Here is a 26,063-nt window from a genome sequence, read left to right as displayed (position 1 = left end):
CCCGGCGTTTTCGCATGTGCAGTCAGCAGGTTCAGGCTTTACTCGAATGACGCTGCTTGCGCTCCATGTAGCGTTCGACGTACGAGCAGGAAGGAATCACCGTGTAGCCCATCTGGTCCGCGTACTCCAAGGCCCTTTCGGTCAGTGCTGCAGCGATGCCGCGGCCGCGCAGGGCGTTGGGGACGAAAGTGCGATAGATATCCAGCGTCTGCTTGCCCAGATCCATGTACGTCAGGTAGGCACGATGACCGTCCACGTTGGTCTCGAACTGATGACCGGCCTGGTCATGGTGGATGGTCAGCGCTTCACTCATCACTACTCCTCGCAGGCCTTTTGGGCAGACCTTTACCTTAATCGATGGTGATGTATCCGGCAGAGGAACCAATGCGTGCAGCGCCTATGCCACCTCTTGCCCCTTGGACCGCAGGCCGATTGCAATGGTTCTGCCGGACCGGGCCATCAAATAGTAGGCGCGACACCCCGGATTGCTCAAGGTGGCATCGGTTAAAAGTCACGGCAATGAGCTCGAACCCCTGCACGAACTGACCTGCAAACTCAGCCGGACACTCTTGGGCTTTAGACGTACAACGACCCTTAAAGTCACCGTTAGTTCAACAAAAAAGTTCCCACACAACAATCGCTTGCGCCGCCTGCACAGCGTGCTCACAAAAAGCCTGAAAATCTCGTCAAGCACCCTTGGGCAACATTTTTTTTACCGTTCTTGCGCTGAGTCAGTTTACTTACTACAAGTAATGGGTACTATGTACGCCGGCCAGTTTCTCTTTCCTGAGAGATGGCTATTTAATAGAAAGTCCTTGAAGGGGAACACGATGAACAACGTTCTGAAATTCTCTGCTCTGGCTCTGGCCGCAGTTCTGGCTACCGGTTGCAGCAGCGTATCCAAAGAAACCGAAGCTCGTCTGACTGCGACTGAAGACGCAGCAGCTCGCGCTCAGGCCCGTGCTGACGAAGCCTACCGTAAGGCTGACGATGCAATGGCAGCCGCTCAGAAGGCTCAGCAGACCGCTGACGAAGCCAATGAGCGCGCTCTGCGTATGCTGGACAAAGCCAGCCGCAAGTAATAGTCCTCACGGATTGTTAAGAAGCCGACCCACTTGTGGGGTCGGCTTTTTTATTGCCGCTACAAAAGCAAACAGCACAAATGAAAAAGCCTGCCCAGGCGTTTGACCTGGGCAGGCTTCAGCCCTATCGCTCAAGGGCTTACTGCAGTTCTGGAGGAATACTCGACACCATGGGAGCTGCACCCTGGTTATCGACGGGCACGGCAATTTCCACCGGCATGCCATCTTCGGCAGCGACCACGTCGCGGACCATGTCCCAGTTCATGCGCACATTGTTGGCCAGGTCTTCGCGCTTGAGCAGCGCGTTGATGACAGCAGTGTGCTTATCGACCACCGAAGGGTCGCCGTGATCGTCCAGCGGTGTGTGCGCCTCGAGGTATACCTTGCCACCACTGATTCCGAACTTGTACGGCTCGTTGATGATGCGCACCGGCGTACCGACCGGGACCATCTTCGACAGCTCCAGCACATTATTGTTGAACATGCGGAAGCAACCATGGCTGGTGCGCATGCCAATGCCGAACTTCTTGTTCGAACCGTGAATCAGATAACCCGGCACGCCCAGGGTGAACTTGTAAGGCCCCAGCGGGTTGTCTGGCCCGGCCGGCACCACGGTTGGCAGGATGTCACCATCGGCGGCGTGCTCAGCACGGATCGAAGCCGGTGGCGTCCAGGTCGGGTTTGGGGTTTTGGCAATGATCTTGGTGTTGGCGATGGGGGAACCCCAGCCTTCACGACCGATCCCCAGCGGGAAGGTGTATACCACGCTCTGCCCTTTCGGGAAGTAGTACAACCGGTATTCAGCAAGGTTGATGACAACGCCCTCGCGGGGGCCCGGCGGAAGCACGTAGCGGGTCGGCAGGATGATCTCGGTACCGGCGCCCGGCAGCCATGGGTCGACACCCGGGTTGGCGGCGATCATCTCCAGGTAGCCGAGGTCGTTGGCAGTGCCGATGTCGGCAAAGGTGTCCTCATACTTGGCCTTGATCACCTGTACCTGGCCAACGACGTCTTCTCCCGGAGGCGGCAGCGGCAGCTCCAGTGCAACGGCGGGGCCTGCTGCCAGCAGGCCGGCCAGGGTCAGGCAGCGGGTGACGGCGGGAAAGCGCGGCAACATCCGGTAAATCCTTCGAAAGGTGGGTCAAGAGAATCGATTGTACACCCGCACCGTGCCAAGCGGGAGCCACTGGCGGTTTCCATGCGTTTCAGATGATGAAAGGCGCTCGGAGTTTCAGGCCCAGGGCCGTGTCAAAGCTGTGGCCATACCGGACGCATGCCGCGGCGCTGGGCGTCGAGAATCGCCCGGCAGAGGTCGCACAGGCGGCCGTCACGATAGATCGAACGCGGCACGCCGGACCACCGTGGTTGCGCAGGCAGCAAGCCCCCACAAAGGGTACGGTCGACCGGCACACCCAGTTCGAGCTGGCGGGCGACAAGGTGGACGCGGATTTCCTGGCAGGCGAACAGATCGAGCTGCTCATCGGGCTCGATCAGTTGGTAGGCATACAAGGACCAGGCAGGGCGCGGCATTGGGGGCTCTCGAAACGGGGGGCGCAACATTAGCCGAAAGCCGGCCCCGTTTAAAGCGTCACAGCAAGGGTTTTATCGCCGGCCAGGCATTTTCCAGCAACCGCTGCTGAGCACCTTGCGCCGGATGGATGCCATCGGCCTGCATCATCTCCGGCACACCCCCTACGCCCTCGAGGAAAAAAGGCACCAGTGCCACCTGTTTCTGCGCTGCCAACTGCTCATAAACCTTGGCGAACGCTGTGGTGTAGCGCACCCCGTAATTGGGCGGCAGGCGCATGCCCAGCAGCACCACCTTGGCCCCGGACTCGCGTGACCGCTCGATCATCGAGGCAAGATTTTGTTGCAATTGCTCTGGAGGCTGCCCGCGCAGCCCGTCGTTGCCGCCCAATTCCAGCACCACCAGGCTGGGCTTGTGCGCTGCAAGCAGCGCAGGCAGCCGCGCCTGGCCCCCTGCACTGGTGTCGCCGCTGATCGACGCATTGACCACCCGATCATCGAAACCTTCGTCCCTGAGCCGGGTCTGCAACAAAGAGACCCACCCCTGGCGGGTATCCAGGCCAAAACCGGCGCTGATACTATCGCCGACAACCAGCAACGTTCCCGCCGCCGCGCTCTGGGCCAGGCAATACAGGGCCAGACCGGCACTCAACCACCACACTCGCATTGGATTCTCCATGGGCCCCAGCATTCTCGTTGCGCAGAACCTTAGCAAAGTGGTCCCCAGTGCGGAAGGTGATCTGACCATCCTGCACGCACTGTCCCTGGACCTCGCCCAAGGCGACAGCCTGGCCATCGTCGGCGCCTCGGGCTCGGGCAAATCCACCCTGCTCGGGCTGCTGGCCGGCCTGGACCACCCCAGCGCCGGCAAGGTGATACTCGCCGGACACGACCTGGGCCCACTGGACGAAGACCAACGCGCCAGGGTGCGCGCCGAACATGTCGGCTTTGTGTTCCAGTCGTTTCAGCTGCTCGACAGCCTCAATGCACTGGAAAACGTCATGCTGCCACTGGAACTGGACGGCCGTCGCGATGCTCGCGAACAAGCCCGCACCCTGCTTGAACGGGTCGGCCTGGGCAAGCGCCTGACCCACACGCCACGCCAGTTGTCTGGTGGCGAGCAGCAACGGGTGGCAATCGCCCGCGCCTTCGCCGCCCAACCGGCGGTGCTGTTCGCTGACGAACCTACCGGCAACCTCGACAGCCATACCGGCGAGCGCATCAGCGACCTGCTGTTCGACCTGAACAAGGAGCGCGGCACCACCCTGGTTCTGGTCACCCATGACGAGCGCCTGGCCAGCCGCTGCAGGCGCCTGATACGACTGGAAGCAGGCCGCCTGGTGGCGCCGGTGGAGGCCTGATGAAGCACATGCCGCTTTCCCGCCTGTGCGGCCTGGCGCTGCGCCAGTTGTTGCGCGACATCCGCGCCAGCGAAGTGCGCGTGCTGTTCTTCGCCCTGCTGGTGGCTGTTGCCGCCAGCACCGCCATCGGCTATTTCGGTGCCCGCCTCAATGGCGCCATGCAGTTGCGCGCCAGCGAGTTCCTTGGCGCCGACCTGGTATTGCAAGGCAGTGCGCCGGCGCGTCAGGAACAGGTAGACGCCGGCACCGCCCTGGGCCTGCGCCACGCCCGGGTGGTGGAGTTCACCAGCGTGGTCGGTGGTGATGCCGGCATCCAGCTGTCGAGCATCAAGGCCGCCGATGACGCCTACCCCCTGCGTGGCCAGGTACGCAGTGCACCGGCGCCGTATGCCATGGAAACACCCGGTGGCGGCCCGCCGCCGGGCGAGGTCTGGGTCGAACCGCGCCTGCTGGCTGCACTTGGCCTGAGCATCGGCGACAGCATCGACGTCGGCATGAAGACCCTGCGCATGAGCCGCGTACTGACCTACGAACCGGACCGTGCCAACAACTTCTATAGCCTCACCCCGCGGGTGATGATGAACCTCGCCGACCTGGAGGCCACAGGGGTCATTCAGCCCGGCAGCCGGGTCAGCTACCGTGAGCTGTGGCGCGGCGATGCACAGGCCCTGGCGCAGTACCGCCAGGGGCTGGAGAAGAACCTGGCGGCGAACCAGCGCCTGCTCGACACCCGCGATGGCAACCGGCAGATCGGGGGTGCCCTGGGCAAGGCCGAACGCTACCTGAACATGGCCAGCCTGGTAGCGGTGCTGCTGGCAGGCGTCGCCGTGGCACTGTCGGCCAGCCGCTATGCGGCGCGGCGCCTGGACGCCAGCGCACTGTTGCGCTGCCTGGGGCTGTCCCGCCACCAAGCGCTGGGCCTGTACTGCCTGCAACTGGCCATGCTCGGCCTGCTGGCCGCGCTGGTCGGTGCCTTGCTCGGCTGGCTGGCGCAACTGGGCCTGTTCCGCCTGTTGCACGGCCTGCTGCCGAGCGTGGTGCCGCCTGGCGGCATCCTCCCGGCATTGGCCGGCATCGCCACCGGGCTGGTCGCACTGGCCGGTTTCGCCCTGCCCCCGCTCGCCGCTCTGGGCAAGGTGCCGCCACTGCGTGTACTGCGCCGCGACCTGCTGCCCGTGCCACCCAGCAGCTGGCTGGTCTACGGCGCCGCCCTGTTCGCCCTGGGCCTGATCATGTGGCGCCTGAGCCTCGACCTGCTGCTGACCTTCGCCCTGCTAGGCGGCGGGTTGCTTGCCGCGCTGGCACTGGGCGGCCTGCTGCTGCTTGGGCTACGTAGCCTGCGGCAACTGCTGGCAGGCGCCCCGCTGCCCTGGCGCCTGGGCTTGGGCCAGTTGCTGCGCCACCCCATGGCTGCCGCGGGCCAGGCACTGGCGTTTGGCCTGATCCTGCTGGCCATGGCCCTGGTCGCCTTGCTGCGCGCCGAGCTGCTCGACACCTGGCAGGCACAACTGCCCAAGGACGCACCCAACCATTTCGCCCTGAACATCCTGCCCGACGACCGTGAGCCTTTTGCCCAGCGCCTGCACGAGGTGAACGCAGCCTCCGCACCGCTGTACCCGGTGACGCCTGGCCGGCTGATCCAGATCAACGAGCAACCCGTGCAACAGATCGTCAGCAAGGATTCCGCCGGCGAGCGCGCCGTTCAGCGCGACCTCAGCTTGACCTGGGCCGCCGACCTGCCCGCAGGCAATGCCTTGACCGCCGGCAACTGGTGGCGGGCGCTACCGGCTGGCGATGAAATCCCCGGCGTTTCGGTCGAGGCGGAACTTGCCGCCAGCCTGAAGGTACAGCTGGGCGACCTGCTGACCTTCGACATTGGCGGCGAACAACGCCAGGCACGGGTCAGCAGCCTGCGCAGCGTGCACTGGGACAGCTTCCAGCCGAACTTCTACATGATTTTCCAGCCCGGCACCCTGCAGGGGCTGCCGACCACCTACCTGACCAGCTTCTACCTCGCGCCGGGTCATGACCTGGATGTGGTGGCCCTGTCGCGGGCGTTCCCGGCGGTGACCATCCTGCAAGTCGATGCCTTGCTGGAGCAGCTGCGCAGCATCCTCGCCCAGGTTACCCTGGCGGTGGAATATGTATTGCTGTTCGTCCTGGCAGCGGGGTTGGCCGTGCTGTTCGCAGGTTTGCAGGCAACGCTGGATGAACGCATTCGCCAAGGCGCATTGCTGCGCGCGCTTGGCGCTGCTCGACCGTTGCTGGTGAAAGCGCGGCGTATCGAGTTCGGGCTGCTGGGTGCGGCCAGTGGCGCCCTGGCAGCGCTAGGCTGTGAGTTGATTACCCTGGTGCTTTACCGCTATGCGTTCGACCTGCAGTGGGGCCCGCATCCGTGGCTGCTGATACTGCCGCTAGCGGGCGCGCTACTGGTAGGAGGGGCTGGTGTGTTGGGGACTCGGCGGGCGCTTAATGCTAGCCCGTTGGCGGTGCTTCGGGAGGGGTAGTACCTCAGGAGCTAGCTGCAACCAACGGCTTTATCGACGATGCTGGCGTTTTTCATTGAGAGTGGAGACATAAAAGATCGGCAACGCATCAAGGATAGAGAACAACGATGATAAACGCGACCAACATTAAAAAGGTGAGCTGGGTTCTACTTGGCGTTTTTGTATTTTTTCTCGCCTTGGGACCTTCAAAGCTAAAATTCTTCTGGCCTGCTTTTTTCATAATCTCCGTCGCTGCACTCGGGTGGACGCTACACTTGGTTTACGCTTGTGAAAAATTTACGACATATACCCTGTCACTCGTGCTGACCACGACCGGGATATTCTCATTGTTATCCTGTAATTTGGCCTATCATGCTGCCGCAAGGCTCTGGAGTGGGGCCGATATTGCTGCCTTCCCGATTGGACTGGCCCCTATGGCGATCACCGCATTGACATACCTGGTCTTGGTTAACGGAAAACCGTCATTTCACCCCTTCGAGCATGACGGAATCAAAGTCCAGCCTCGCCGACAAATAAAGCAGAAATCGTCGACCGCATACAACCCTCTACTGGTGGCTGGGGTGACCACCTTGGCGGCAAGTGTTTTTACCAAAAAAATCGGGATTCTTACTTCCGAGCTGGTTGCCTCATTCGGCCTGCTGGCTTGTTCCATGACCTTACTATTTTATACACGCCACATCATCAGAGGGCTACGCAGCCTTCGCAATCAAGAGAAAATCATGCCCGCCCCGTACACATTCATGCACATTGACGAAATTCGCAAAGCCCGAAGTCATTGGTGGATGAGCAGGTTGTTTAAGTGGATTGCTTCCTGGCGCGCATCGCCAGGTGCCTGATTTCTGATGATTACTGCGAGCTGGCAACTCCAGGCTGATACAGAAAAACGTTGACTTCGGATAAATTACCCACCCTGGACCAGGCACCGGACACTGACTAGATAACAGGCAAAATATGGCGACTAATCTTATCACCGAAGCTGGCTATCAATCCTTGAAAGATGAACTGGATTGGCTTTGGCGCGAAGAGCGACCCGAGATTACTCGAAAAGTAACCTGGGCAGCATCTTTAGGCGACCGAAGTGAAAACGCGGATTATCAGTACAACAAAAAAAGACTGCGGGAAATAGATCGAAGAGTACGCTACCTCCGAAAACGGATCGAAGTTCTTCGTGTCGTTCCTTACTCACCTGCTCAAGAAGGCAAGATATTTTTCGGGGCTTGGATAACCATTATCAACGAAGATGACGAGACCAAAAAATTTCGCATCGTGGGCGGCGATGAAATTTATGACAGAAAGGATTTTATCTCCATCGATTCACCGATGGCACGAGCATGCATTGGCAAGTGTGTAGGGGACGAGATTTTGGTACACACCCCAACGGGCGATGCGTATTGGGAAGTTACCGACATTGAGTACAAAGAGATGGAGGCCACTCCCCGGTTCATCAAGCCCTGACGACGCCTGCAAAATCAGCCAACACTGCGTCAAGAACCAGACTGCAGTGGTGGCTGTTACAGTAGAAGGACCCGCTATCAAGTACGGCGGTTCAAAGGCTGAGTGCAATAGCGCGCCCCTCAGCGTCGGGTAATCAGGCCCTGGCGTGCGATGCGGGTGAGGTGGCCGATCACTTCGGCAGCATCCTGCGCGGCAGGTGCCTGGATCACCGCCAGATCGAAGCGGTCGTTGCCAAACTGCTCCAGCCGGCACGCGGTTTCGGCAAACTGGATGAGGAAGGCGCGGGCCTGGCCTTTGCGACGGGACAAGCCTTCGAGATGACGCAAAAGAGTAGGCTGATGCTGGCCACCGAGCAGAATGCGCGGTGTGCGGGTGGCCTGGCTGGCAGGCAGTGGGCTCAAGCAGACACTGGTACGTGGGCAACTCATGGAGTGTTTCTCCGCCTCGCAAATCCCGCTGGGCAGCGGTGGGAGGCGTCACCGAACCAGCGCTTTAGCGGTATTTCGGATGACCCGGGGCTGGGTTTTCCTGCGCCCCGCAAGTAGCTGTTTAAATCGGCGCAGGCGGTATGCTAGAGCTACACGCGGCAAGCTGCAAGCCCCAAGCTGAAAGTCATCAACTTGAGGCCTGCAGCATGAGCTGTCAGCGGGCGATCAATCGGTCTACGGAGAAGCGACCAGCGCCTTCGATCAGTACCGCGACGGTACCCGCCAGCAACGCCAGGGCGAACTCATAGCCATTGTTGGACATGAACAGGCCGTTACCGATGTGTACCGAGAAAATTGCCACCACCAGGGTTACGCTCAGTGCCAGCGCCGCCGGGCGAGCCAGCAGGCCGATCACCAGGGCCAGGCCGCCGAAGAACTCGGCGCTGCCGGACAGCAGGGCCATCAGGTAGCCGGGGGCCAGGCCGATGCTCTCCATCCACTGGCCGGTGCCCTCCAACCCGTAGCCGCCGAACAGGCCGAAGAGTTTCTGCGCACCGTGCGCCATGAAGATGATGCCGACCAGGATGCGAACCACGCTCAGGCCCAGGCCGGCGTGGGTGGAGAGCAGTTTGATGATTGCGTTGTTCATTGGGTGACTTCCTTGAAAGCTGGGATGTTGTGTTGGGATGGGCGCCATAATAATCGACATGAGAGATATATAAATCGCAAAAAACCCAGCATACCAATCAAATAAATCGATTTATCAGCGATTCCCCCTCCGCTCCAGCACCGCACGCTCACGGTTGAACGCCAGGAAGTACTTGTTCACGCTGTTGACGAAGTTCACCGGCCCCATGCCCACCTGCTCCATCGCGACCCGTTCAGTCTGAAAGAACCATTGATTGCCATTGAGGCCACGCTTGCGAGCCTCGACACGCATGGCCTGGACCCGCTCGGGCCCAAGGTTGTAGGCGGCCAGCACAAAGGCCATGCGCTCACGCTCGTTGATCTTCGGGCTGGCAAAGAACTTGCGGCGGATCAACGCCAGGTAACGGGCGCTGGCCTGGACATTGCCATCCACCGTTGCGGTATTGCTGACCCCGACCCGTTGGGCAGCTGCAGGAGTGATCTGCATCAGGCCATGCGCCCCGCCACTGCCGCGCGCCGCCGGGTTGAGGGTCGACTCCTTGAAGGCCAACGCAGCAAGGTTCAGCCAGTCGATCTGTTGCGCCTGGCCATGTTTCTGCAGCACCGCGCGCACAGAAGCCAGGCGCTGACGGTCCTTGCGCGCAAGCGGGTTGTGCACGCGGTACTGGCGCCGGTAGATGCGCTCGAAGGCAGCGTCCTGGTTCTCGGGCGCGCGGTAGCCCTGCAGAAAACGATCGACCGTGGCCTGCAGCAGCGTCGCATCTCGGCGCACATACCAGCGCATGGCTTGCGGCGGGCCCAGTTGCAGTCGGCTATCCAGGCGCAGGCGTGGCATTACCCGGGCCCAGCGCAGCGCGATCGGCCGCTCCACCACGGTCAGGTGATAGATGCCGGCCTGGACCATCTCCAGCACGTCCTCCACCGCCAGGGTCGAATCGACCCACTCGATCTTGACGGGCGGGCGCTTGCGCAGCGCCAGGTGCTGGTTGATCTGCTGGATCAGCGCGCCGGCGGCACTGGCACTGGTCAACGCCACGGTGCGCCCGGACAACTGCTCGACGCGGGTGAAACTGCGCTCGCCCTTGCGCCCGACCAGCCACAACGGCACCTGGTCCAGGACCGGAGCACTGCTGTTCACGCCACCGACCAGGCTCGGGTCGAGCAATTCGCCCGGGGCGGCAAGGTCGCCCTCACCGCGCTGCAGGGCCCCGAGTAGTTGCTCTTTGGCTCTGGGGATGAGTTTGAGCCGCACCTGTTGCCCGTCGCCGGCCCGGGCGTTGAGGTAATGCTCAAGCGCACGCAAGCGGTAGTACTCGATGCCGACGGGCTCGCCCTTGACCTCACCGGAACTGTTGCGACTTTGGTTGACCAGTACCCGCAGCACCTTGCTGCTGCGGATCTGTTCAAGGTCACGGGCCTTGCTCACCGGCACGTTCTGCTGTGGCCCCGGCAGGCGCGCGTAGGCGGGACCGACGCTCATCAGGCCGAGCGCCAGCAGCAGGGCGAGCAGGTATCGCAGCATGCGAAGACGTATCCGAGGTCGGTGGGCAGCATCCATGTGTGCGAGCAACTCGTGATAAATGACGGCAAAAGACCATCGCAAAAGCCTGAAGTTCTTGGCTTTTTCCCGGAAATCGCGCTTTTTGCTATGCTGGCCGTCCCGCGGCACGAGGTAGCACCATGCAACTGATCGATATCGGCGTCAACCTGACCAATAGCAGTTTCCACGACCAGCAGGCCGCCATCGTCGAGCGCGCCATCGAAACCGGCGTAGTGCAGATGATCCTTACCGGCACCAGCCTCGCGGTCAGCGAGCAGGCGCTAGAGCTGTGCCAGCAGCTGGACCCCGCCAGCGAGCACCTGTTCGCCACAGCCGGCGTACACCCGCACGACGCCAAAGCGTGGGACGCCAACAGCGACCAACGACTGCGCCAGTTGCTGAATGAAGCGCGTGTGCGCGCCGTAGGCGAATGCGGGCTGGACTTCAACCGCGACTTCTCCCCTCGCCCACTCCAGGAAAAAGCCTTGGAAGCTCAGTTGGCGCTGGCCGCCGAGTTGCGCCTGCCCGTGTTCTTGCATGAGCGTGATGCCAGCGAGCGCTTGCTGGCGATTGTGAAGGACTACCGCGACCACCTGCCGGCCGCCGTGGTGCATTGCTTCACCGGCGAGCGCGACGCACTGTTCGCCTACCTGGACATGGACCTGCACATCGGCATCACCGGGTGGATTTGTGACGAACGCCGCGGCACGCACCTGCATCCGCTGGTGGGCAATATCCCACAAGGGCGCCTGATGCTGGAGAGTGATGCCCCGTATCTGCTGCCGCGCAGTCTGCGACCGAAACCGAAGAGCGGGCGCAACGAGCCGGCGTTTCTGCCAGAGGTGCTGCGGGAGGTAGCGTTGCACCGAGGTGAACGTGTTGAAGATACCGCGGCGCACACCACTGCAACGGCTCGGGCATTTTTCCAGCTGACCTGAGCTTGATCGGGCATAAACGGTTTGTTGATACACGTCAAAACCTCCCAGGCGTGAGCGGGCACAATGATGGCACCTTGCCAATAATGTTTCCGCTCAACTCAGAGAAGACCTACCCATGGGTGCCTGGCTTAGCAATATTTCCCTGAAGTACAAGTTCTGGGCCGTCAACGCAGTGGCCTTTGTCACCACCTTGATGCTGGTGCTTTATGCCGTGCACCTAGAGCAGCGAACCCGCGCCGAGGCTGTGCAGATCCAGGCGCAATCCCAGGCACAGCTGCTGGCCGCCTGGCCGCAAGAGCTTGCCCTGCCCCGCCAGGCCAACGTGATCACCTGGCAACCCGGCCAAACCCCGACCTTTGCCGGCCAAAGCCTGGATGCACTGCGTAATGCACAAGGCTGGGTAGCACTCCCGGCCGCCTGGCTCTTCGGTAACAACCCGCTGCGGGGTGCTCAGGTACTGCGCCATGGCGACGAGCAGGTGGCGGTACTGGCCCAGGCACCGAGCGTGCGCCAGGTGTTCTTCGAGCGTTTTGCCAACTACGCGGTTTGTGTGCTGATCCTGATGCTGGCCATGCTCTGCGCCTCGCAACTTTTGATCCGCTTCCTGCTGAGCCAACTCAATACCCTCAAGGACGTCATGCTGCACGTGGAAAAAACCGGTGACCTGTCGGCCCGCGTGCCTCTGGCTTGCGGAGACGAAGTGGGCCAGATGGCAGGCGCCTTCAACGCCATGCAGTCGACCTACCACCGCGTGGTCAGCACCGTGGCACGCACAGCCGCGCAACTCGATTCGGGCGCCGCGCGCCTGGCCACGAGCATGAACGAAGTTCGCCACGGCATGCTCGGCCAGCAAAGCGAGACCGACCAGGCAGCTACGGCGATCAACGAGATGTCCGCCACCGTGCACCATATCGCCCAGCATGCCGGTGCCACCCGCGACCTGTCGCAGACCGCCGACACCCTCGCTGGCAGCGGCAAGAATGTGGTCAACCGGGTGCAGGATTCGATTGCCGGGCTATCCAGCGGTGTGCAGCAGACCGCCGAAATGATCCGCCAACTGGCCGAGGACAGCCAGAAGATCAATGGCGTGGTCAACGTCATCCACAGTATTGCCGAACAGACCAACCTGCTGGCGCTCAATGCCGCCATCGAAGCAGCGCGCGCCGGCGAAATGGGCCGTGGCTTTGCGGTGGTCGCCGATGAAGTGCGCAGCCTGGCCAAACGCGTGCAAACCTCCACCGACGAGATCACCGGCATGGTAGCCGACCTGCAGGCCGGTACCCGCGATGCGGTGGAGTTCATGCAGGAAAGCTCTTACAAAGCTGACGACTGCGTGCGCCAGGCCAAGGAAGCCGGCGCAGCGCTCGCCGAAATTACCGGCGCCGTGGCGCAGATGCGCGAGAGCAACACCCAGATAGCCGTCGCCGCCGAGCAGCAGAGCCAGGTGGCGGAAGAAATGAACCGGGCAGTAGTCAGCATCCGTGACGTCACGGAGGAAACCGTGCAGCAGACTGTCGATTCGGCCACCACCAGCAGCGAACTGGCGACCCTGGCCGGCGAGCTGAACAAGGCCATCGGCCAGCTCAAACTATAGTCACCATAGCCAGCCTCGATTGGCTGCGACCACAGGGCCGCACTAAGCTTTGGGCATGACCGCGAGGAACTGCCCATGAGCAAACGACTGCCCAACTTGCCCGCCTGGCAATGGCGCGGCTATCACCACAACCACCGCCACCCGACCAACCTGGTGCTGCACCTGATTGCCGTGCCGCTGTTCATCCTTGGCGCTCTGCTGGTGCTGTCAGGCTTGTTCGCCCTGGACCTTGGCCAGATTGCTGTCGGCATCATTTCCCTGATCGCCGGCCTGGGCCTGCAGCGTCAGGGCCACCGCCTGGAGGCCGAGCAGCCAGAACCGTTCGCCAACCGCAAGGCCGCCGTGCAGCGCCTGCTGACCGAGCAATTCATCACCTTCCCGCGTTTTGTGCTCAGTGGTGCCTGGTGGCGCGCCTGGCGCGGACGGCACAAACATCGGCGTTGAATCTCAAGCGAACACTGTGACCGTCTGCCGGCTCAATGCCAGCAACTCACCTTCAGCCGTCCACAGAGCAGCTGCGGCATGCCCGTAACCATCGCGGGCGTGTTCCGTCTCGACGCAGTAGCGGCACCAGTCCAACGTCGACAGCCTGGCAACCGGCTGGATGAATTCGATGGTCCAGGTCAGCGTACTGCCTGCTGCGGGCTGCTTCAGGTAAGGCATGAGGCTGGGTGGCCAGGCATCGACCAGCGCTAAAAGGTGGGCCTCGTTGACCTGCTCCTGGGCAACATCCCGCAAGCGCACCCAGCCGCCCATGTGCCGTGACTGATTGCCACTGAACGGCAACCCACCAACCGCCCAGCGCAGGGCAACATGGCGCATGAACTCAGGTGTGACGCCTTTGATGTAAGGAAGCTCAGGGGCGGCATCCTCAGGCGCCTTCATCTCCATGGCCGGCACTGCAGGAACATTCACCACCGATGCCCGCCCGGCGCCGAAATTGCCCTGCACCAAAGTCACCACTTGGCCATCCTGAATCGCTCGACCAAGCAGGGTGCTGACGGCTTTGCCCTCGCGCAGCACTTCGACTTCAAAACGGGTTGGCACGTCGGGAGCGGCGGGGGCGACGAAACTGATGGCCAGGGAACGCACCGGGCGGCTATCGGCGAGCTTCAGGCGCATGGCCTCATACACCATGGCGGCCATCAGGCCACCGAATGCGGCACGCCCTTGGGCCCAGTTGGGCGGAACACTGACGCCGTCGGGGTGTGCTCGCACGGCGTCGAGCAGTTGGTTGAAGTTCATGGGCCGGCTCCTGCAGCAGCGAAAGGTGTCAGCCAATACTAGCGAGCAACCTTGCGTCGAACAGCCCGCATATCGGTCATTTGCCGGGCTTGCGCCGCTGCAGCGCTGCCTGCAAGGCATCCAGTGTCACGTCGGACTGGCGTTCGGCGTCATCCAGCTCCTGCTCCCAATCGACCTTGCAGGGCGCGAGATCCGCATGCGATTGAGCCTGCAACAGCCATTGCAAGCGATCATGCCAGTTACCCAAATCGCTCTGGGCTTGTTTTAGCATGCGCTGCAGCGGCTTGCCGGCATGATCGAGTTGCGGATAGGCCTGGTCGCCATAGCGCACACGTTTGATCAACAGGCGCAGGCGGTGGCGGTCGTGGGCCGGGTCCTGCAAGGCTTCCTGCAGCTTGCGCCATTGCTTGACCAGGCGTTTGTCGACACGCTTGCGCAGTGACTTGGCCAACCCTTCACGGCCCGCTGCGCGCAGGAACAGCGGGAAGGCATCGAGGATGGCAAGTACACGGCTCAGCTGCGCGCTGGTGGCCACGCCGGCAAAGGTGGCAGCCCGCCCTTGCAGACGCCGCTGCCCCGCCTGGGCAACGCCGCGCTTGATCAACTCGGCCGCCAGTACCTCACGGTCACGTAGCGGCGTGGTCAAGGTACCAAGGGCTTTCGCAGCGTCCTCCAACTGCTCGACCCCCGGCAAGCCCCTCAGCGGCCGTAACAGGCTGCGCAAGCGCCTCAGGCCTATGCGCAGATCGTGCAAGGCCTCGCTGTCGGTATCGGCAGCAAGGCGCTCGCGACAGGCCAGCAGGTGCACCTGCAAGGCCACTACCTGGGCAACCACATGGTCGAGCATGCTGGACATACAGCGCTCCTCGGTCAGCGCCCGGCGCGCGACTCACGAATGTAGAAACGCGCCTTTTCGGCTTTATTGGTGCAACCTTCGAAGCCTTCGAACTGCTGCTGGGTCTTGGCCCCGGTCAAAAGCGACAAAGCCTTGGAATAGCTGACAGTACCGGCAAAGCCTTCAGCCTTGGCCAGGTCAAGCTCCTTCCAGGCGGCATCGAGCTGCGACGCGCAGCTGTCACGGTAAGCCGTCTTGCCCGCACAGCCGGCAAGGGCCAGGGCAATCAGAGGAAGGCAGATCCAGGCTTTCATCGGTAATACCTCAGAGGTTCAAATAGAATGGCTGTTCGACGCGTGGGCACCTGAAAAGTGCCGCGCCCGGCACGTTTTGCCTAGAGTCTACATTGAAGCACAGGCAACGCTCGGTGCATTGTAGGACCATGGATGCAGAAGCCGGGGATGATCATGAGCAAACGTGTAGCACTGGTATTGGGATCGGGGGGCGCTCGGGGCTATGCCCATATCGGCGTGATCGAGGAAATCGAACGGCGCGGCTACGAGATCGCCTGCATTGCCGGTTGCTCGATGGGCGCGGTGGTCGGGGGCATATACGCGGCGGGCAAACTCGATGAATACCGCAACTGGATCGAAAGCCTGGATTACCTGGACGTACTGCGTCTGGTCGATGTCAGCTTCCGCCTTGGTGCCATTCGCGGCGACAAGGTGTTTGGGCAAATCCGCAAGATCGTTGGCGAAATCAATATCGAGCAATTGCGCATCCCCTACACGGCAGTGGCCACCGACCTGACCCACCAGCAGGAGATCTGGTTCCAGGAAGGCTGCCTGCACCAGGCAATGCGCGCTTCGGCGGCAATTCCAAGCCTGTTCACGCCAGTAATGCAAGGCAACCGCATGCTGGTCGACGGCGGCATCCTCAACCCGCTACCGATCGTGCCGGTGGTGTCCAGCCACTGCGACATGATCATTGCGGTGAACCTCAACTCCACCAACCAGAAGCAATACCAGTTGCCTGTCATCGAGCGGCCGGCAGCATTCAGGATGCGCTTTGACGCGCTGATCAATTCGCTGGGGTCGCGCATGCCGTTTCGGCGCAAGCCCGTCGAGGAACTGATGCGCATCGAGCAGGAGATCACCGGCGAGGGCCTGATTCCACCCAACCCCTGGCTGACCGATGCGGCCGACCCCGAAGCGCAGCAACCGGCGGCGGCACCGCAGAGCGAGGGCGCGCCAAAATCAGCCACAGGGTCGATCATCGTCGACAACGTGGGGCCAGCTTCGCTGCTGGACCTGATCAACCAGAGTTTCGAGGTGATGCAGACGTCGTTGGCGCAATACAAGATCGCGGGGTATCCACCGGACGTGCTGATCAACGTGCCCAAGCGGGTATGCCGCTTCTTCGAGTTCTACAAGGCGCCGGAGCTGATTGCCTTGGGCCGGGAGATTGCGCGGGATACGCTGGATAACTATGAGGGGGAAAAGCGCTGAGGCGAACCCGGCGCTTACGCCCGTGCCACAGAAACGAAACAGGCCGCATCATGCGGCCTGTTTCATTACCAGACAGTCACTCAGTAGCGAGTGATGTCCGCACTGCCTTCGAGCTGCTTACGGTATGCCGCAAAGTCCTGCTGGCCCGCACGCGAAGCGAGATAGCGGCGGATCTGCTGCTTCTCTTCAGCGCTGGCGGCGGCACCTTCGTTGACACCTTTGAGCTGCAGCACGACCAGGCTGCCATCGGCCAGAACCACGCTGCCATATACCGGCTTGCCCTTGGCTTGCGGTTTGGCCAGGCGGAACAGTGCCTGCAACTCGGCCGGGTCGATACCGTCCTGGCTGCGGGTGACTGCTTCGTAGGCCTTCCAGCTCTGGCCTTCCTGGGCAGTATCGGTAGCGACCGAGCCGTCACGCAGGCCGGCGATCAGCTTGTCCGCCTTGGCCTTGAGCTCGGCGGTTGCCTTCTCCTTGGCCAGGTGTTCGCTGATTTTCTTGGCCACGGCTTCGAGCGGCATCTGCTCCGGCTTGCGGTGCTCCTTGACGCGCAATACCACCGTGGTTTCCGGGTCCAGCTCGATGGCGGTGCTGTTGGCAGCCTCCTCCAGCACTTCCTCGGAAAACGCAGCCTGGACCACGGCACGGTTGGCCGTGATGCCTTCACCGCCCTCACGGCCGAATGGCGCCGACGTATGCACCTTGAGGTTCAGGTCCTGGGCGGGCTGGGCCAGGTCGGCAGCCTCGTAGGCAGCATCCTGCAACTGCTTGCTGGCATCGACATAGCGCTGCTCGACCAGCGGAGTCTTCAGGTCTCGCGTGAGCTTGTCCTTCAGGCTGGCAAAACTCGGGACTTCCGGCGCCTGCTTGCCCAGCAGCTTGATCAGGTGATAACCGAACTGGGTACGCACCGGTGCAGACACCTGGCCATCGTCGAGCTTGTACAGCGCGTCCTCGAAGACCGGGTCATACACACCCGGGCCGGCGAAGCCAAGGTCGCCACCACTGTTGGCCGAACCCGGGTCCTGGGAGAACTCCTTGGCCAGTTTGGCGAAGTCTTCACCTTTGGCCAGGCGTTGCTCGACCTCTTCGATGCGGGCCTTGGCCTGGGCATCGGTGACCTTGTCATTGACCTCGACAAGGATGTGCGCAGCGTGGCGCTGTTCGGCCAGGTTGGCGATTTCCTTCTCGTACTGGGCCTTGAGCTCGTCGTCGGTAACCTTCACCTGATCGAAGAATGCCGACTTCTTCAGCTCGACATAGTCGATGACCACTTGATCCGGCGTCATGAACTCCTTGGCGTGCTGTTCATAATGGGCCTTGACCTCGTCATCGCTGACCTTGACCGCAGCCGGGTTGGCCTTGAAGGTCAACGAAGCGAAGTCGCGGGTCTGGTTTTCCAGGCGAGCGAAGGCGTCGACCTGCTGGTCGGTCACGAAGCTGCTGCCGGCAATACCCGTGCGTACCTGGCCGATCAGCATTTCTTCGGCGAGCATCTGGCGGAACTGCAAGCGGCCATAGCCCATCTGGCGGATGACCTGGTCGAAACGGTCGGCGTTGAACTTGCCATCAACCTGGAATTCCGGCGTCTGCAGGATCACTTGATCCAGCGCGGCCTCACTGAAGGCGAACTTGGCATCTTCGGCACCCTGCAGTAGCAGCTTGCGTTCGATAAGCCCTTTGAGCGCGGCATCGCGCAGCAATTTCTCGTCCAGCAGTGCCGGGTCGAAATCCTTGCCCAGCTGTTGCATCAGCTGGCGGCGCTGCATGTCGGCCGCCTGGCTCAGCTCGTTCTGGCTGATGGTCTGGCCGTTCACCTTGGCGGCGTCCTGGCTATGGCTGGCGGCCTGGAAAATGGCCTCGAAGCCCGTCAACGCCATCAGCACGACGATGAGGCCGATGATGGTCTTGGCAATCCAACCTTGTGAATTGTCCCTGATATTTTGCAGCATGCGTCCCCCAGAAACGGCTGTACCACTGCGTCGACAACCGCGGAGCGTGGGTAGAATCCTGATAAAAGAAAGGCGCATCCGAGGATGCGCCTTTTCTTAGCAAACGTGTCAGGCGGGAACGTTTGCGACCCGCCTTCAGCGTGCTCGGACCTGGCCAGGCCGGGTCCGGCTGAAAGAGACGACTTAGTTGACGGCGTCTTTCAGGCCTTTGCCAGCCTTGAAGCCTGGAACCTTGGCAGCAGCGATCTTGATGGTCTTGCCAGTTTGCGGGTTACGGCCATCGCGCTCTGCGCGCTCTTTGACCGAGAAGGTACCGAAGCCAACCAGAACGACGTCGTCGCCTGCTTTCAGGGCACCAGTCACGGAGTCAATTACTGCATCCAGCGCGCGGCCGGCTACAGCTTTCGGGATGTCAGCAGATGCGGCGATAGCGTCAATCAGTTCCGACTTGTTCACTCTAAGTCCCCTTATTTCTCTATTGAGTTTGTTTCTAAGTATGTAATGAAAAGCTTATGAAACGTGCGCTGGGTGGCCTGGTGACAATAGCGTGCCGCTTTATAGCAAGGCCCCGAAAATACTGTCAAGGAAAGCCCCCCAGCCAAAAACTACTAATGCGTGCTAATTCGTTCCTTAGCATCGCCGTCGCGCTTTTCATCTTTCGCGACAATCTCAGGAGCCACATCTGGCAAGGGCTCCGGGGCGTATTGCAGCGCAATTTGCAGGACTTCGTCAATCCATTTGACCGGTTTGATCTGCAGATCCTGTTTGATATTTTCCGGAATCTCCTTCAGATCGCGAACATTCTCCTCTGGAATGATCACCGTCTTGATCCCGCCACGGTGTGCCGCCAGCAGTTTTTCCTTCAACCCGCCAATGGCCAATACCTGCCCACGCAAGGTGATTTCACCGGTCATGGCAACATCTGCACGCACTGGAATCTGCGTCAGCGCCGACACCAGCGCGGTGCACATGCCGATACCGGCGCTCGGGCCATCCTTGGGCGTAGCACCCTCGGGCATGTGGATGTGCACGTCGTGCTTCTCATGGAAGTCGGCGGCAATCCCCAGGCTGCGGGCGCGGCTGCGGACTACGGTTTGCGCGGCGGTGATCGACTCGACCATGACGTCGCCGAGCGAACCGGTCTTGATCAGCTGGCCCTTGCCAGGGATGACCACCGACTCGATGGTCAGCAATTCGCCACCCACCTGGGTCCAGGCAAGGCCGGTCACCTGGCCGATCTGGTCCTGCTGCTCGGCCAGGCCGTAGCGGAACTTGCGCACACCCAACAGGTGCTCGAGCTGCTCACTGGTGACCTTGACCTTGACCTGCTTCTGGCCGGTATGTTCCTTGACGACCTTGCGGCAAACCTTGGCAATTTGCCGCTCAAGGCCACGTACACCGGCTTCGCGGGTGTAGTAACGGATGATGTCGCGGATCGCCGAGGTGTCGATCTCGAGCTCTTCCTTCTTCAAACCGTTGGCCTTGACCTGCTTGGGCGTCAGGTATTTGACCGCGATGTTGATCTTCTCGTCCTCGGTGTAACCCGGCAAGCGAATGACTTCCATGCGGTCAAGCAGCGCCGGCGGGATGTTCATCGAGTTCGAGGTGCACAGGAACATCACGTCAGAGAGGTCGTAATCGACCTCCAGATAGTGGTCGTTGAAGTTGTGGTTCTGCTCAGGGTCGAGCACTTCCAGCAGCGCCGAGGCCGGGTCGCCACGCATGTCGCTGCCCATCTTGTCGATCTCGTCGAGCAGGAACAGCGGGTTGCGCACACCCACCTTGGTCATCTTCTGGATCAAGCGGCCTGGCATCGAACCGATGTATGTCCGACGGTGGCCGCGAATCTCGGCCTCGTCACGCACGCCACCCAAGGCCATGCGCACGAACTTGCGGTTGGTCGCAGCGGCGATCGACTCGGCCAGCGAGGTCTTGCCCACGCCTGGCGGGCCAACCAGGCACAGCACCGGGCCGCGAATTTTCTTCACGCGCTTCTGCACGGCGAGGTATTCGAGGATGCGTTCCTTGACCTCTTCAAGGCCATAATGGTCCGCATCGAGAATTTCCTCAGCCTTGGACAAGTCCAGTCGAACCTTGCTCTGGGCCTTCCACGGCACCTGCACGAGCCAGTCGAGGTAAGTCCGCACCACGGTGGCCTCAGCCGACATCGGCGACATCTGCTTGAGTTTGTTCAGCTCCGCCTGAGCCTTGGCCAGGGCATCTTTCGGCAGGCCAGCGGCTTCAATGCGCTTTTTCAGCTCTTCGACTTCGTTGTGGCCTTCGTCGCCATCGCCGAGCTCTTTCTGAATGGCCTTCATCTGCTCATTCAGGTAGTACTCGCGCTGGCTGCGTTCCATCTGTTTCTTGACCCGGCCACGGATACGCTTCTCGACCTGCAGCAGGTCGATTTCAGCATCCAGCATCGCAAGCACATGCTCGACACGGGTGGACAGATCGACGATCTCGAGAATTTCCTGCTTCTGCTCGATCTTCAGGGCCATGTGTGCGGCCATGGTATCGACCAGGCGCCCAGGCTCCTCGATGCTGTTCAGCGACGACAGCACTTCGGCAGGGACTTTCTTGCCCAACTGCACGTACTGCTCGAACTGCGACAGCAGCGTGCGCACAAAGACTTCCGACTCGCGCTCGGCGGCGTCGGTTTCGTCGATCAGGGAAACTTCGGCACGGATGTGCCCTTCAACTTCGGTAAAGCGCTCGACTGCACCCCGCTGCTCGCCCTCGACCAGCACCTTGACGGTGCCATCAGGCAGCTTCAGCAGTTGCAGCACGGTAGCGACGGTACCGACGCGATACAGGGCGTCTTCGCCCGGATCATCGTCGGCGGGGTTCTTCTGGGCCAGCAGAAGGATCTGCTTCTCGCCAGTCATCGCAGCCTCAAGGGCCTCGATGGACTTCTCACGCCCCACGAACAGTGGGATGACCATGTGCGGATAAACAACGACATCGCGCAATGGCAAAAGAGGCAAGTCGAGGGTGGTCTTCATGATTTCGCCTCTACAGCGGCCTTATGGCCGGAAACCGGTGGAAATGATGCTTGGACCTAATGTGGGGGCACGCCTGGGAAATTACAAGCGCTTGCACAGGAAAAGCAGAAAGGGGCCCGCATGGGCCCCTTTCTTGCTTGCTGCCACCTGACCGACTCAGGCGTCGGGTGCGGCCTTGGCTTGCGGCTCGCTGTTCTCGTAGATCAGCAACGGCTGCGAAGTGCCTTCGATGACGCTCTCGTCGATCACCACTTTGCTGACTTCCTTCTGCGAAGGAATTTCATACATGGTGTCGAGCAGAACGCCCTCGAGGATCGAACGCAGGCCGCGGGCGCCAGTCTTGCGCTCCAGGGCCTTGCGTGCGACGGCCTTGAGCGCATCACTGCGGAACTCAAGGTCAACGCTTTCCATCTCGAACAGCCTGGCGTACTGCTTGGTCAGGGCGTTCTTCGGCTCAGTGAGGATCTGCATCAGCGCAGCCTCGTCCAGCTCGTCGAGGGTTGCCAGAACCGGCAGACGGCCGACGAACTCGGGGATCAGGCCAAACTTGACCAGGTCATCCGGCTCGACTTCACGCAGCGACTCGCCAACCTTCTTGCCCTCTTCCTTGCTGCGTACTTCAGCGCCAAAACCGATGCCACCCTTGGTGGAGCGGTTCTGGATGACCTTTTCCAGGCCTGAGAAGGCGCCACCGCAAATGAACAGGATGTTGCGGGTATCCACCTGCAGGAATTCCTGTTGCGGGTGCTTGCGCCCCCCTTGCGGCGGAACGGAGGCAACGGTGCCTTCGATCAGCTTGAGCAGTGCCTGCTGCACGCCTTCACCCGAAACGTCACGGGTGATCGACGGGTTGTCCGACTTGCGCGAAATCTTGTCGATCTCGTCGATGTAAACAATGCCCATCTGGGCCTTTTCCACATCGTAGTCGCACTTCTGCAGCAGTTTCTGAATGATGTTCTCGACGTCCTCACCCACGTAACCGGCTTCGGTCAGGGTGGTGGCGTCAGCAATGGTGAACGGCACGTTCAACAGGCGAGCCAGGGTTTCGGCGAGCAGGGTCTTGCCCGAGCCTGTAGGCCCGATGAGCAGGATGTTGCTCTTGCCGAGTTCAACCTCGTCACCTTTCTTGTCACGCTGGTTCAGGCGCTTGTAGTGGTTGTACACCGCTACCGAAAGCACCTTCTTGGCGCGCTCCTGACCAATCACATACTGGTCCAGGATGCCGCTGATTTCTTTCGGCGAAGGCAATTTGTGCGCGCTGCTTTCGGCCTGGGCTTCCTGCACCTCCTCTCGGATGATGTCGTTGCACAGGTCGACGCACTCGTCGCAGATAAATACCGAGGGCCCGGCAATCAGTTTGCGCACTTCGTGCTGGCTTTTGCCGCAGAAGGAGCAATAAAGCAATTTGCCGCTGTCCTCGCCGTTACGGGTGTCAGTCATTCGATCGATCCAATCCGGTAGGCTTGCAACACAAGATGAAGGCAATTGCGGGCTTTTTCAAGTCCGCAGGTAGGCGCTTTGGGCGCCTGCCTGCTCTGGCACCTGGGTTCAGGAGGCCAGTTGCCGCTTGTCGTATACCGAGTCGATCAGGCCGTACTCGGCCGCGCGCGAGGCGCTCATGAAATTGTCACGTTCGGTGTCGCGCTTGATGGTCTCCAGATCCTGGCCGGTGTGGTAGGCCAGCAGCTCGTTCAGACGCGCTTTGATGTTGAGGATTTCCTGGGCATGGATCTCGATATCGGTCGCCTGGCCCTGGAAGCCGCCGAGCGGCTGGTGAATCATCACCCGCGAGTTAGGCAGGCAGTGACGCTTGCCCTTGGCACCGGCGGCCAACAGGAAGGCACCCATGCTGCAGGCTTGGCCGATGCAGATGGTCGAGACGTCCGGCTTGATGAATTGCATGGTGTCGTAGATCGACATGCCAGCCGTTACCGAGCCGCCTGGGGAGTTGATGTAAAGATGGATATCCTTGTCCGGGTTTTCCGCCTCAAGGAACAGCATCTGCGCCACTACCAGGTTGGCCATGTAGTCCTCTACCGGGCCGACCAGGAAGATCACTCGCTCCTTCAACAGGCGCGAGTAGATGTCATAGGCACGTTCGCCACGGGCGGACTGCTCGATAACCATCGGGACCAGGCCGCCTGCGGCCTGGATGTCAGAGCTCTGCTGAATATAAGAATTGCGGGACATGTCCTGCGCTCACTCCCAAATAGTCATGGCTTGAATACGCACAAGCCAGCGCGAAGGCTGGCTTGTGGGGGTTTCCTACGAGAGGGCCGCCTTACTCAGCTTCGGCAGGAGCCTGTGCTGGTTTTACGGCTTCTTCGTACGAGACCGATTTGTCGGTCACAGTCGCTTTCTGCAGAACAGTATCTACAACTTGTTCTTCCAGTACAACCGAACGTACCTCGTTCATCTGCTGGTCGTTTTTGTAGTACCAAGCGATGACCTGCTCAGGCTCCTGGTAAGCCGAAGCCATTTCTTCGATCATTTCGCGAACCTTGCCTTCGTCCGGCTTCAGTTCGAACTGCTTGACCACTTCGGCGACGATCAGGCCCAGCACCACACGGCGCTTGGCTTGCTCTTCGAACAGCTCGGCCGGCAGCTGCTCAGGCTTGATGTTGCCACCGAACTGCTGAACAGCCTGGACGCGCAGGCGGTTGACTTCATTTTCCAGCAGAGCCTTCGGCACTTCGATCGGGTTGGCGGCCAGCAGACCGTCCATGACCTGGTTCTTCACCTTGGTCTTGATCGCCTGACGCAGTTCACGCTCCATGTTCTTGCGAACTTCGGCGCGGAAGCCTTCCAGGGTCGATTCCTTGATGCCGAACTGGGCGAAGAACTCTTCGTTCAGTTCTGGCAGCTGAGGTGCCGAAACGCTGTTGACGGTGATGGTGAACTCGGCAGCTTTGCCAGCCAGGTCCAGGTTCTGGTAATCCTCAGGGAAGGTCACGTTGACAACGCGCTCTTCGCCAGCCTTGGCGCCAACCAGGCCGTCTTCGAAGCCTGGGATCATGCGGCCGGAGCCCAGCACCAGCTGGGTACCCTTGGCCGAACCACCGGCGAAGGCTTCACCGTCGATCTTGCCGACGAAGTCGATGTTGACCTGGTCGTCTTTCTCGGCAGCGCGCTCGACGGCCTCGAAGCGCACGTTCTGCTTGCGCAGCACTTCCAGCATGTTGTCCAGGTCGGCATCAGCCACTTCGGCGCTCAGGCGCTCGACGCTGATCGACTCCAGGCCGGCAACGGCGAACTCTGGGAACACTTCGAAGATGGCGACGAACTCCAGGTCCTTGCCCTTTTCAAAGGACTTCGGCTCTACAGCAGGCGCGCCAGCCGGGTTCAGCTTCTGCTCGACGATGGCTTCGTAGAAGGAAGCCTGGACCAGGTCACCGAAAGCCTCTTGACGGGCATCGGCTTCGAAACGCTGGCGAATCACGCTCATCGGCACTTTGCCTGGGCGGAAGCCCGCGACCTTGGCGCGCTTGGCAGTCTGCTGCAGACGCTTGTTGACTTCGTTCTCGACGCGCTCGGCCGGAACGGCGATGGTCATGCGGCGCTCGAGAGCGGAAGTGTTTTCAACAGAAACTTGCATGGATATTCCTCGTTGCACAGACGTTAGCCGGCGTTAGCCCGACTCCAGAATCAAGGGCAAGCATTCTAGTGAGTCACGCACCAGAAGTCACCCCACCCGGGACGACGGGAAACCACGCCGGTCGATTAGCTTGCAAGGCCCGCACGGCGTATCGCCGGGCCTCTATATATATGCAGGCTGCGCAACGCCGTCGGCGGCACGCAACCGTAATACTTTGTCAAACAACTACAGCCCGCAAAAACGCCCTTATTCAGGGTCGATTTCATTGAACTGGCAGTACTCTTCCCAAGCCATACCCAGCGCTTGGGCCACTTCGCGATGGGTCTCCAGGCGCATGGCCTGCAGTTGCTCGGGGCTTTCGGCGATCAACTGCAGCGCCAGCTCCCAAGGCTGGATGCCCTGCTGGTCGGCGGCATCCTCGAACGCCCATTCGATCTGCTGGGCCTGTTCGCGCGCATCCAGCCCACGGATTTCCTCGAGCAGTTGCGGATTGGCCTCGGCGAAGCGCTGAAGCGCCAGCGCTTGACGGGCTTCTTTTGCAATCATTGGATTAATCCTTTGCTGGCCTAATCCAGCCGGTATTTCAACCGACTGAAATCTATCAGCTTTTATTGGGGTGTCGCCAGAGGATTGCAAGGGCTGGCAGAGCTATTGCGCAGGCCTCAAGAACTGCGCGCCCCTGCAGGAGCCGGCTTGCCGGCGAGGCTGCATAGTTACGCGCTCGTACGCATAACGCAGAAACAACAAAGGCGCCTGATCATACAATCAAGGCGCCTTCGAAAATATGGGGTGGACGATGGGAATCGAACCCACGACAACCGGAATCACAATCCGGCGCTCTAC

26 protein-coding genes are annotated in these 26,063 nt (G+C 61.0%); 9 read left to right on the top strand and 17 right to left on the bottom strand.

Going from position 1 to position 26,063, the window contains the following annotated elements; all coding sequences use genetic code 11:
- Nucleotides 1–31: 31 nt before the first annotated feature.
- Nucleotides 32–313, bottom strand: coding sequence for a GNAT family N-acetyltransferase (locus BLX42_RS05480; RefSeq protein WP_046787320.1), 282 nt, complete (start codon nucleotides 311–313; stop codon nucleotides 32–34).
- Between the two features lie 517 nt (nucleotides 314–830).
- Between BLX42_RS05480 and BLX42_RS05475 the strand changes: the two genes are divergently transcribed.
- The gene (locus tag BLX42_RS05475; RefSeq protein ID WP_003250288.1) at nucleotides 831–1,082 is read left to right on the top strand and encodes an Lpp/OprI family alanine-zipper lipoprotein; all 252 of its coding nucleotides are present in this window, start codon (nucleotides 831–833) and stop codon (nucleotides 1,080–1,082) included.
- A gap of 139 nt (nucleotides 1,083–1,221) precedes the next feature.
- Here the strand turns inward: BLX42_RS05475 and BLX42_RS05470 are convergent, their stop codons facing one another.
- The 3 genes from BLX42_RS05470 to BLX42_RS05460 form a co-directional block, all read right to left on the bottom strand.
- Nucleotides 1,222–2,199, bottom strand: coding sequence for a L,D-transpeptidase family protein (locus BLX42_RS05470; protein WP_046787321.1), 978 nt, complete (start codon nucleotides 2,197–2,199; stop codon nucleotides 1,222–1,224).
- A gap of 131 nt (nucleotides 2,200–2,330) precedes the next feature.
- On the bottom strand, nucleotides 2,331–2,612 hold the full coding sequence (locus BLX42_RS05465; RefSeq protein WP_039601335.1) for a hypothetical protein: 282 nt from the start codon (nucleotides 2,610–2,612) through the stop codon (nucleotides 2,331–2,333).
- Between the two features lie 58 nt (nucleotides 2,613–2,670).
- Nucleotides 2,671–3,276, bottom strand: coding sequence for an arylesterase (locus BLX42_RS05460; RefSeq protein WP_046787322.1), 606 nt, complete (start codon nucleotides 3,274–3,276; stop codon nucleotides 2,671–2,673).
- A gap of 10 nt (nucleotides 3,277–3,286) precedes the next feature.
- Here BLX42_RS05460 and BLX42_RS05455 point away from each other — a divergent pair, with 10 nt between their 5' ends.
- From BLX42_RS05455 to greB, 4 genes are all read left to right on the top strand, one after another.
- A complete protein-coding gene (locus BLX42_RS05455) occupies nucleotides 3,287–3,970 on the top strand; it encodes an ABC transporter ATP-binding protein (RefSeq protein ID WP_161871306.1) in 684 nt (227 codons plus the stop codon).
- On the top strand, nucleotides 3,970–6,477 hold the full coding sequence (locus tag BLX42_RS05450; RefSeq protein ID WP_161871305.1) for an ABC transporter permease: 2,508 nt from the start codon (nucleotides 3,970–3,972) through the stop codon (nucleotides 6,475–6,477). Before BLX42_RS05455 ends, BLX42_RS05450 begins: the two co-directional genes overlap by 1 nt.
- Nucleotides 6,478–6,584: 107 nt before the next feature.
- Nucleotides 6,585–7,313 (top strand): hypothetical protein, encoded by a 729-nt coding sequence (locus tag BLX42_RS05445; RefSeq protein ID WP_161871304.1) that lies wholly within the window; start codon nucleotides 6,585–6,587, stop codon nucleotides 7,311–7,313.
- Nucleotides 7,314–7,428: 115 nt separating this feature from the next.
- Nucleotides 7,429–7,932 (top strand): transcription elongation factor GreB, encoded by a 504-nt coding sequence (gene greB, locus BLX42_RS05440; protein WP_039601340.1) that lies wholly within the window; start codon nucleotides 7,429–7,431, stop codon nucleotides 7,930–7,932.
- 119 nt (nucleotides 7,933–8,051) lie between these two features.
- Here the strand turns inward: greB and BLX42_RS05435 are convergent, their stop codons facing one another.
- The 3 genes from BLX42_RS05435 to BLX42_RS05425 all read right to left on the bottom strand — a co-directional run bounded on the left by BLX42_RS05435 (nucleotide 8,052) and on the right by BLX42_RS05425 (nucleotide 10,530).
- Entirely contained in the window at nucleotides 8,052–8,360 is a 309-nt protein-coding gene (locus BLX42_RS05435; RefSeq protein WP_046787940.1) for a hypothetical protein, read from the bottom strand.
- Nucleotides 8,361–8,574: 214 nt separating this feature from the next.
- Nucleotides 8,575–9,009: a DoxX family protein gene (locus BLX42_RS05430; RefSeq protein WP_046787939.1), complete on the bottom strand. Its 435-nt coding sequence runs from the start codon at nucleotides 9,007–9,009 to the stop codon at nucleotides 8,575–8,577.
- 114 nt (nucleotides 9,010–9,123) lie between these two features.
- Nucleotides 9,124–10,530 (bottom strand): transglycosylase SLT domain-containing protein, encoded by a 1,407-nt coding sequence (locus BLX42_RS05425; protein WP_115275364.1) that lies wholly within the window; start codon nucleotides 10,528–10,530, stop codon nucleotides 9,124–9,126.
- A gap of 158 nt (nucleotides 10,531–10,688) precedes the next feature.
- On the opposite strand from BLX42_RS05425, the gene BLX42_RS05420 reads away from it, so the two are divergent.
- The 3 genes from BLX42_RS05420 to BLX42_RS05410 all read left to right on the top strand — a co-directional run bounded on the left by BLX42_RS05420 (nucleotide 10,689) and on the right by BLX42_RS05410 (nucleotide 13,524).
- Nucleotides 10,689–11,486, top strand: coding sequence for a TatD family hydrolase (locus tag BLX42_RS05420; RefSeq protein ID WP_161871303.1), 798 nt, complete (start codon nucleotides 10,689–10,691; stop codon nucleotides 11,484–11,486).
- A 115-nt stretch (nucleotides 11,487–11,601) separates the two neighbouring features.
- Entirely contained in the window at nucleotides 11,602–13,080 is a 1,479-nt protein-coding gene (locus BLX42_RS05415) for a methyl-accepting chemotaxis protein (RefSeq protein ID WP_161871302.1), read from the top strand.
- Between the two features lie 75 nt (nucleotides 13,081–13,155).
- Nucleotides 13,156–13,524 carry an Mpo1-like protein gene (locus BLX42_RS05410; protein WP_161871301.1) on the top strand — a complete coding sequence of 123 codons (369 nt, stop codon included), beginning with the start codon at nucleotides 13,156–13,158 and terminating at the stop codon, nucleotides 13,522–13,524.
- A 3-nt stretch (nucleotides 13,525–13,527) separates the two neighbouring features.
- On the opposite strand, the gene BLX42_RS05405 is transcribed toward BLX42_RS05410, so the two are convergent.
- The 3 genes from BLX42_RS05405 to BLX42_RS05395 all read right to left on the bottom strand — a co-directional run bounded on the left by BLX42_RS05405 (nucleotide 13,528) and on the right by BLX42_RS05395 (nucleotide 15,474).
- On the bottom strand, nucleotides 13,528–14,325 hold the full coding sequence (locus BLX42_RS05405) for an acyl-CoA thioesterase II (RefSeq protein ID WP_161871300.1): 798 nt from the start codon (nucleotides 14,323–14,325) through the stop codon (nucleotides 13,528–13,530).
- Nucleotides 14,326–14,401: 76 nt separating this feature from the next.
- Nucleotides 14,402–15,181, bottom strand: a complete 780-nt coding sequence (locus tag BLX42_RS05400; protein ID WP_046787933.1) for a CHAD domain-containing protein — start codon at nucleotides 15,179–15,181, stop codon at nucleotides 14,402–14,404.
- Nucleotides 15,182–15,195: 14 nt separating this feature from the next.
- Nucleotides 15,196–15,474 carry a hypothetical protein gene (locus tag BLX42_RS05395; protein ID WP_012313650.1) on the bottom strand — a complete coding sequence of 93 codons (279 nt, stop codon included), beginning with the start codon at nucleotides 15,472–15,474 and terminating at the stop codon, nucleotides 15,196–15,198.
- Nucleotides 15,475–15,627: 153 nt separating this feature from the next.
- On the opposite strand from BLX42_RS05395, the gene BLX42_RS05390 reads away from it, so the two are divergent.
- The gene (locus tag BLX42_RS05390) at nucleotides 15,628–16,668 is read left to right on the top strand and encodes a patatin-like phospholipase family protein (protein WP_046787954.1); all 1,041 of its coding nucleotides are present in this window, start codon (nucleotides 15,628–15,630) and stop codon (nucleotides 16,666–16,668) included.
- An 80-nt stretch (nucleotides 16,669–16,748) separates the two neighbouring features.
- Here BLX42_RS05390 and BLX42_RS05385 read toward each other — a convergent pair whose 3' ends face one another.
- The 7 genes from BLX42_RS05385 to BLX42_RS05355 form a co-directional block, all read right to left on the bottom strand.
- Nucleotides 16,749–18,620: a SurA N-terminal domain-containing protein gene (locus BLX42_RS05385; RefSeq protein WP_125923208.1), complete on the bottom strand. Its 1,872-nt coding sequence runs from the start codon at nucleotides 18,618–18,620 to the stop codon at nucleotides 16,749–16,751.
- A gap of 183 nt (nucleotides 18,621–18,803) precedes the next feature.
- Nucleotides 18,804–19,076, bottom strand: a complete 273-nt coding sequence (locus BLX42_RS05380) for an HU family DNA-binding protein (protein WP_012313647.1) — start codon at nucleotides 19,074–19,076, stop codon at nucleotides 18,804–18,806.
- 152 nt (nucleotides 19,077–19,228) lie between these two features.
- The gene (lon, locus tag BLX42_RS05375) at nucleotides 19,229–21,625 is read right to left on the bottom strand and encodes an endopeptidase La (protein WP_046787930.1); all 2,397 of its coding nucleotides are present in this window, start codon (nucleotides 21,623–21,625) and stop codon (nucleotides 19,229–19,231) included.
- A 156-nt stretch (nucleotides 21,626–21,781) separates the two neighbouring features.
- Entirely contained in the window at nucleotides 21,782–23,065 is a 1,284-nt protein-coding gene (clpX, locus tag BLX42_RS05370) for an ATP-dependent Clp protease ATP-binding subunit ClpX (protein WP_012313645.1), read from the bottom strand.
- A 108-nt stretch (nucleotides 23,066–23,173) separates the two neighbouring features.
- Nucleotides 23,174–23,815 (bottom strand): ATP-dependent Clp endopeptidase proteolytic subunit ClpP, encoded by a 642-nt coding sequence (gene clpP, locus BLX42_RS05365; RefSeq protein ID WP_009683825.1) that lies wholly within the window; start codon nucleotides 23,813–23,815, stop codon nucleotides 23,174–23,176.
- A 91-nt stretch (nucleotides 23,816–23,906) separates the two neighbouring features.
- Nucleotides 23,907–25,220, bottom strand: a complete 1,314-nt coding sequence (gene tig, locus BLX42_RS05360) for a trigger factor (protein WP_046787929.1) — start codon at nucleotides 25,218–25,220, stop codon at nucleotides 23,907–23,909.
- Between the two features lie 246 nt (nucleotides 25,221–25,466).
- Entirely contained in the window at nucleotides 25,467–25,766 is a 300-nt protein-coding gene (locus BLX42_RS05355) for a DUF6388 family protein (RefSeq protein ID WP_046787928.1), read from the bottom strand.
- Between the last annotated feature and the right edge of the window lie 297 nt (nucleotides 25,767–26,063).

Source organism: Pseudomonas sp. SG-MS2 (genome assembly GCF_009933855.1).
GTDB classification, from domain to species: domain Bacteria; phylum Pseudomonadota; class Gammaproteobacteria; order Pseudomonadales; family Pseudomonadaceae; genus Aquipseudomonas; species Aquipseudomonas putida_E.
Note: the sequence above shows the minus strand (reverse complement) of the source record. Positions and strands in the feature narration are given on the sequence as shown.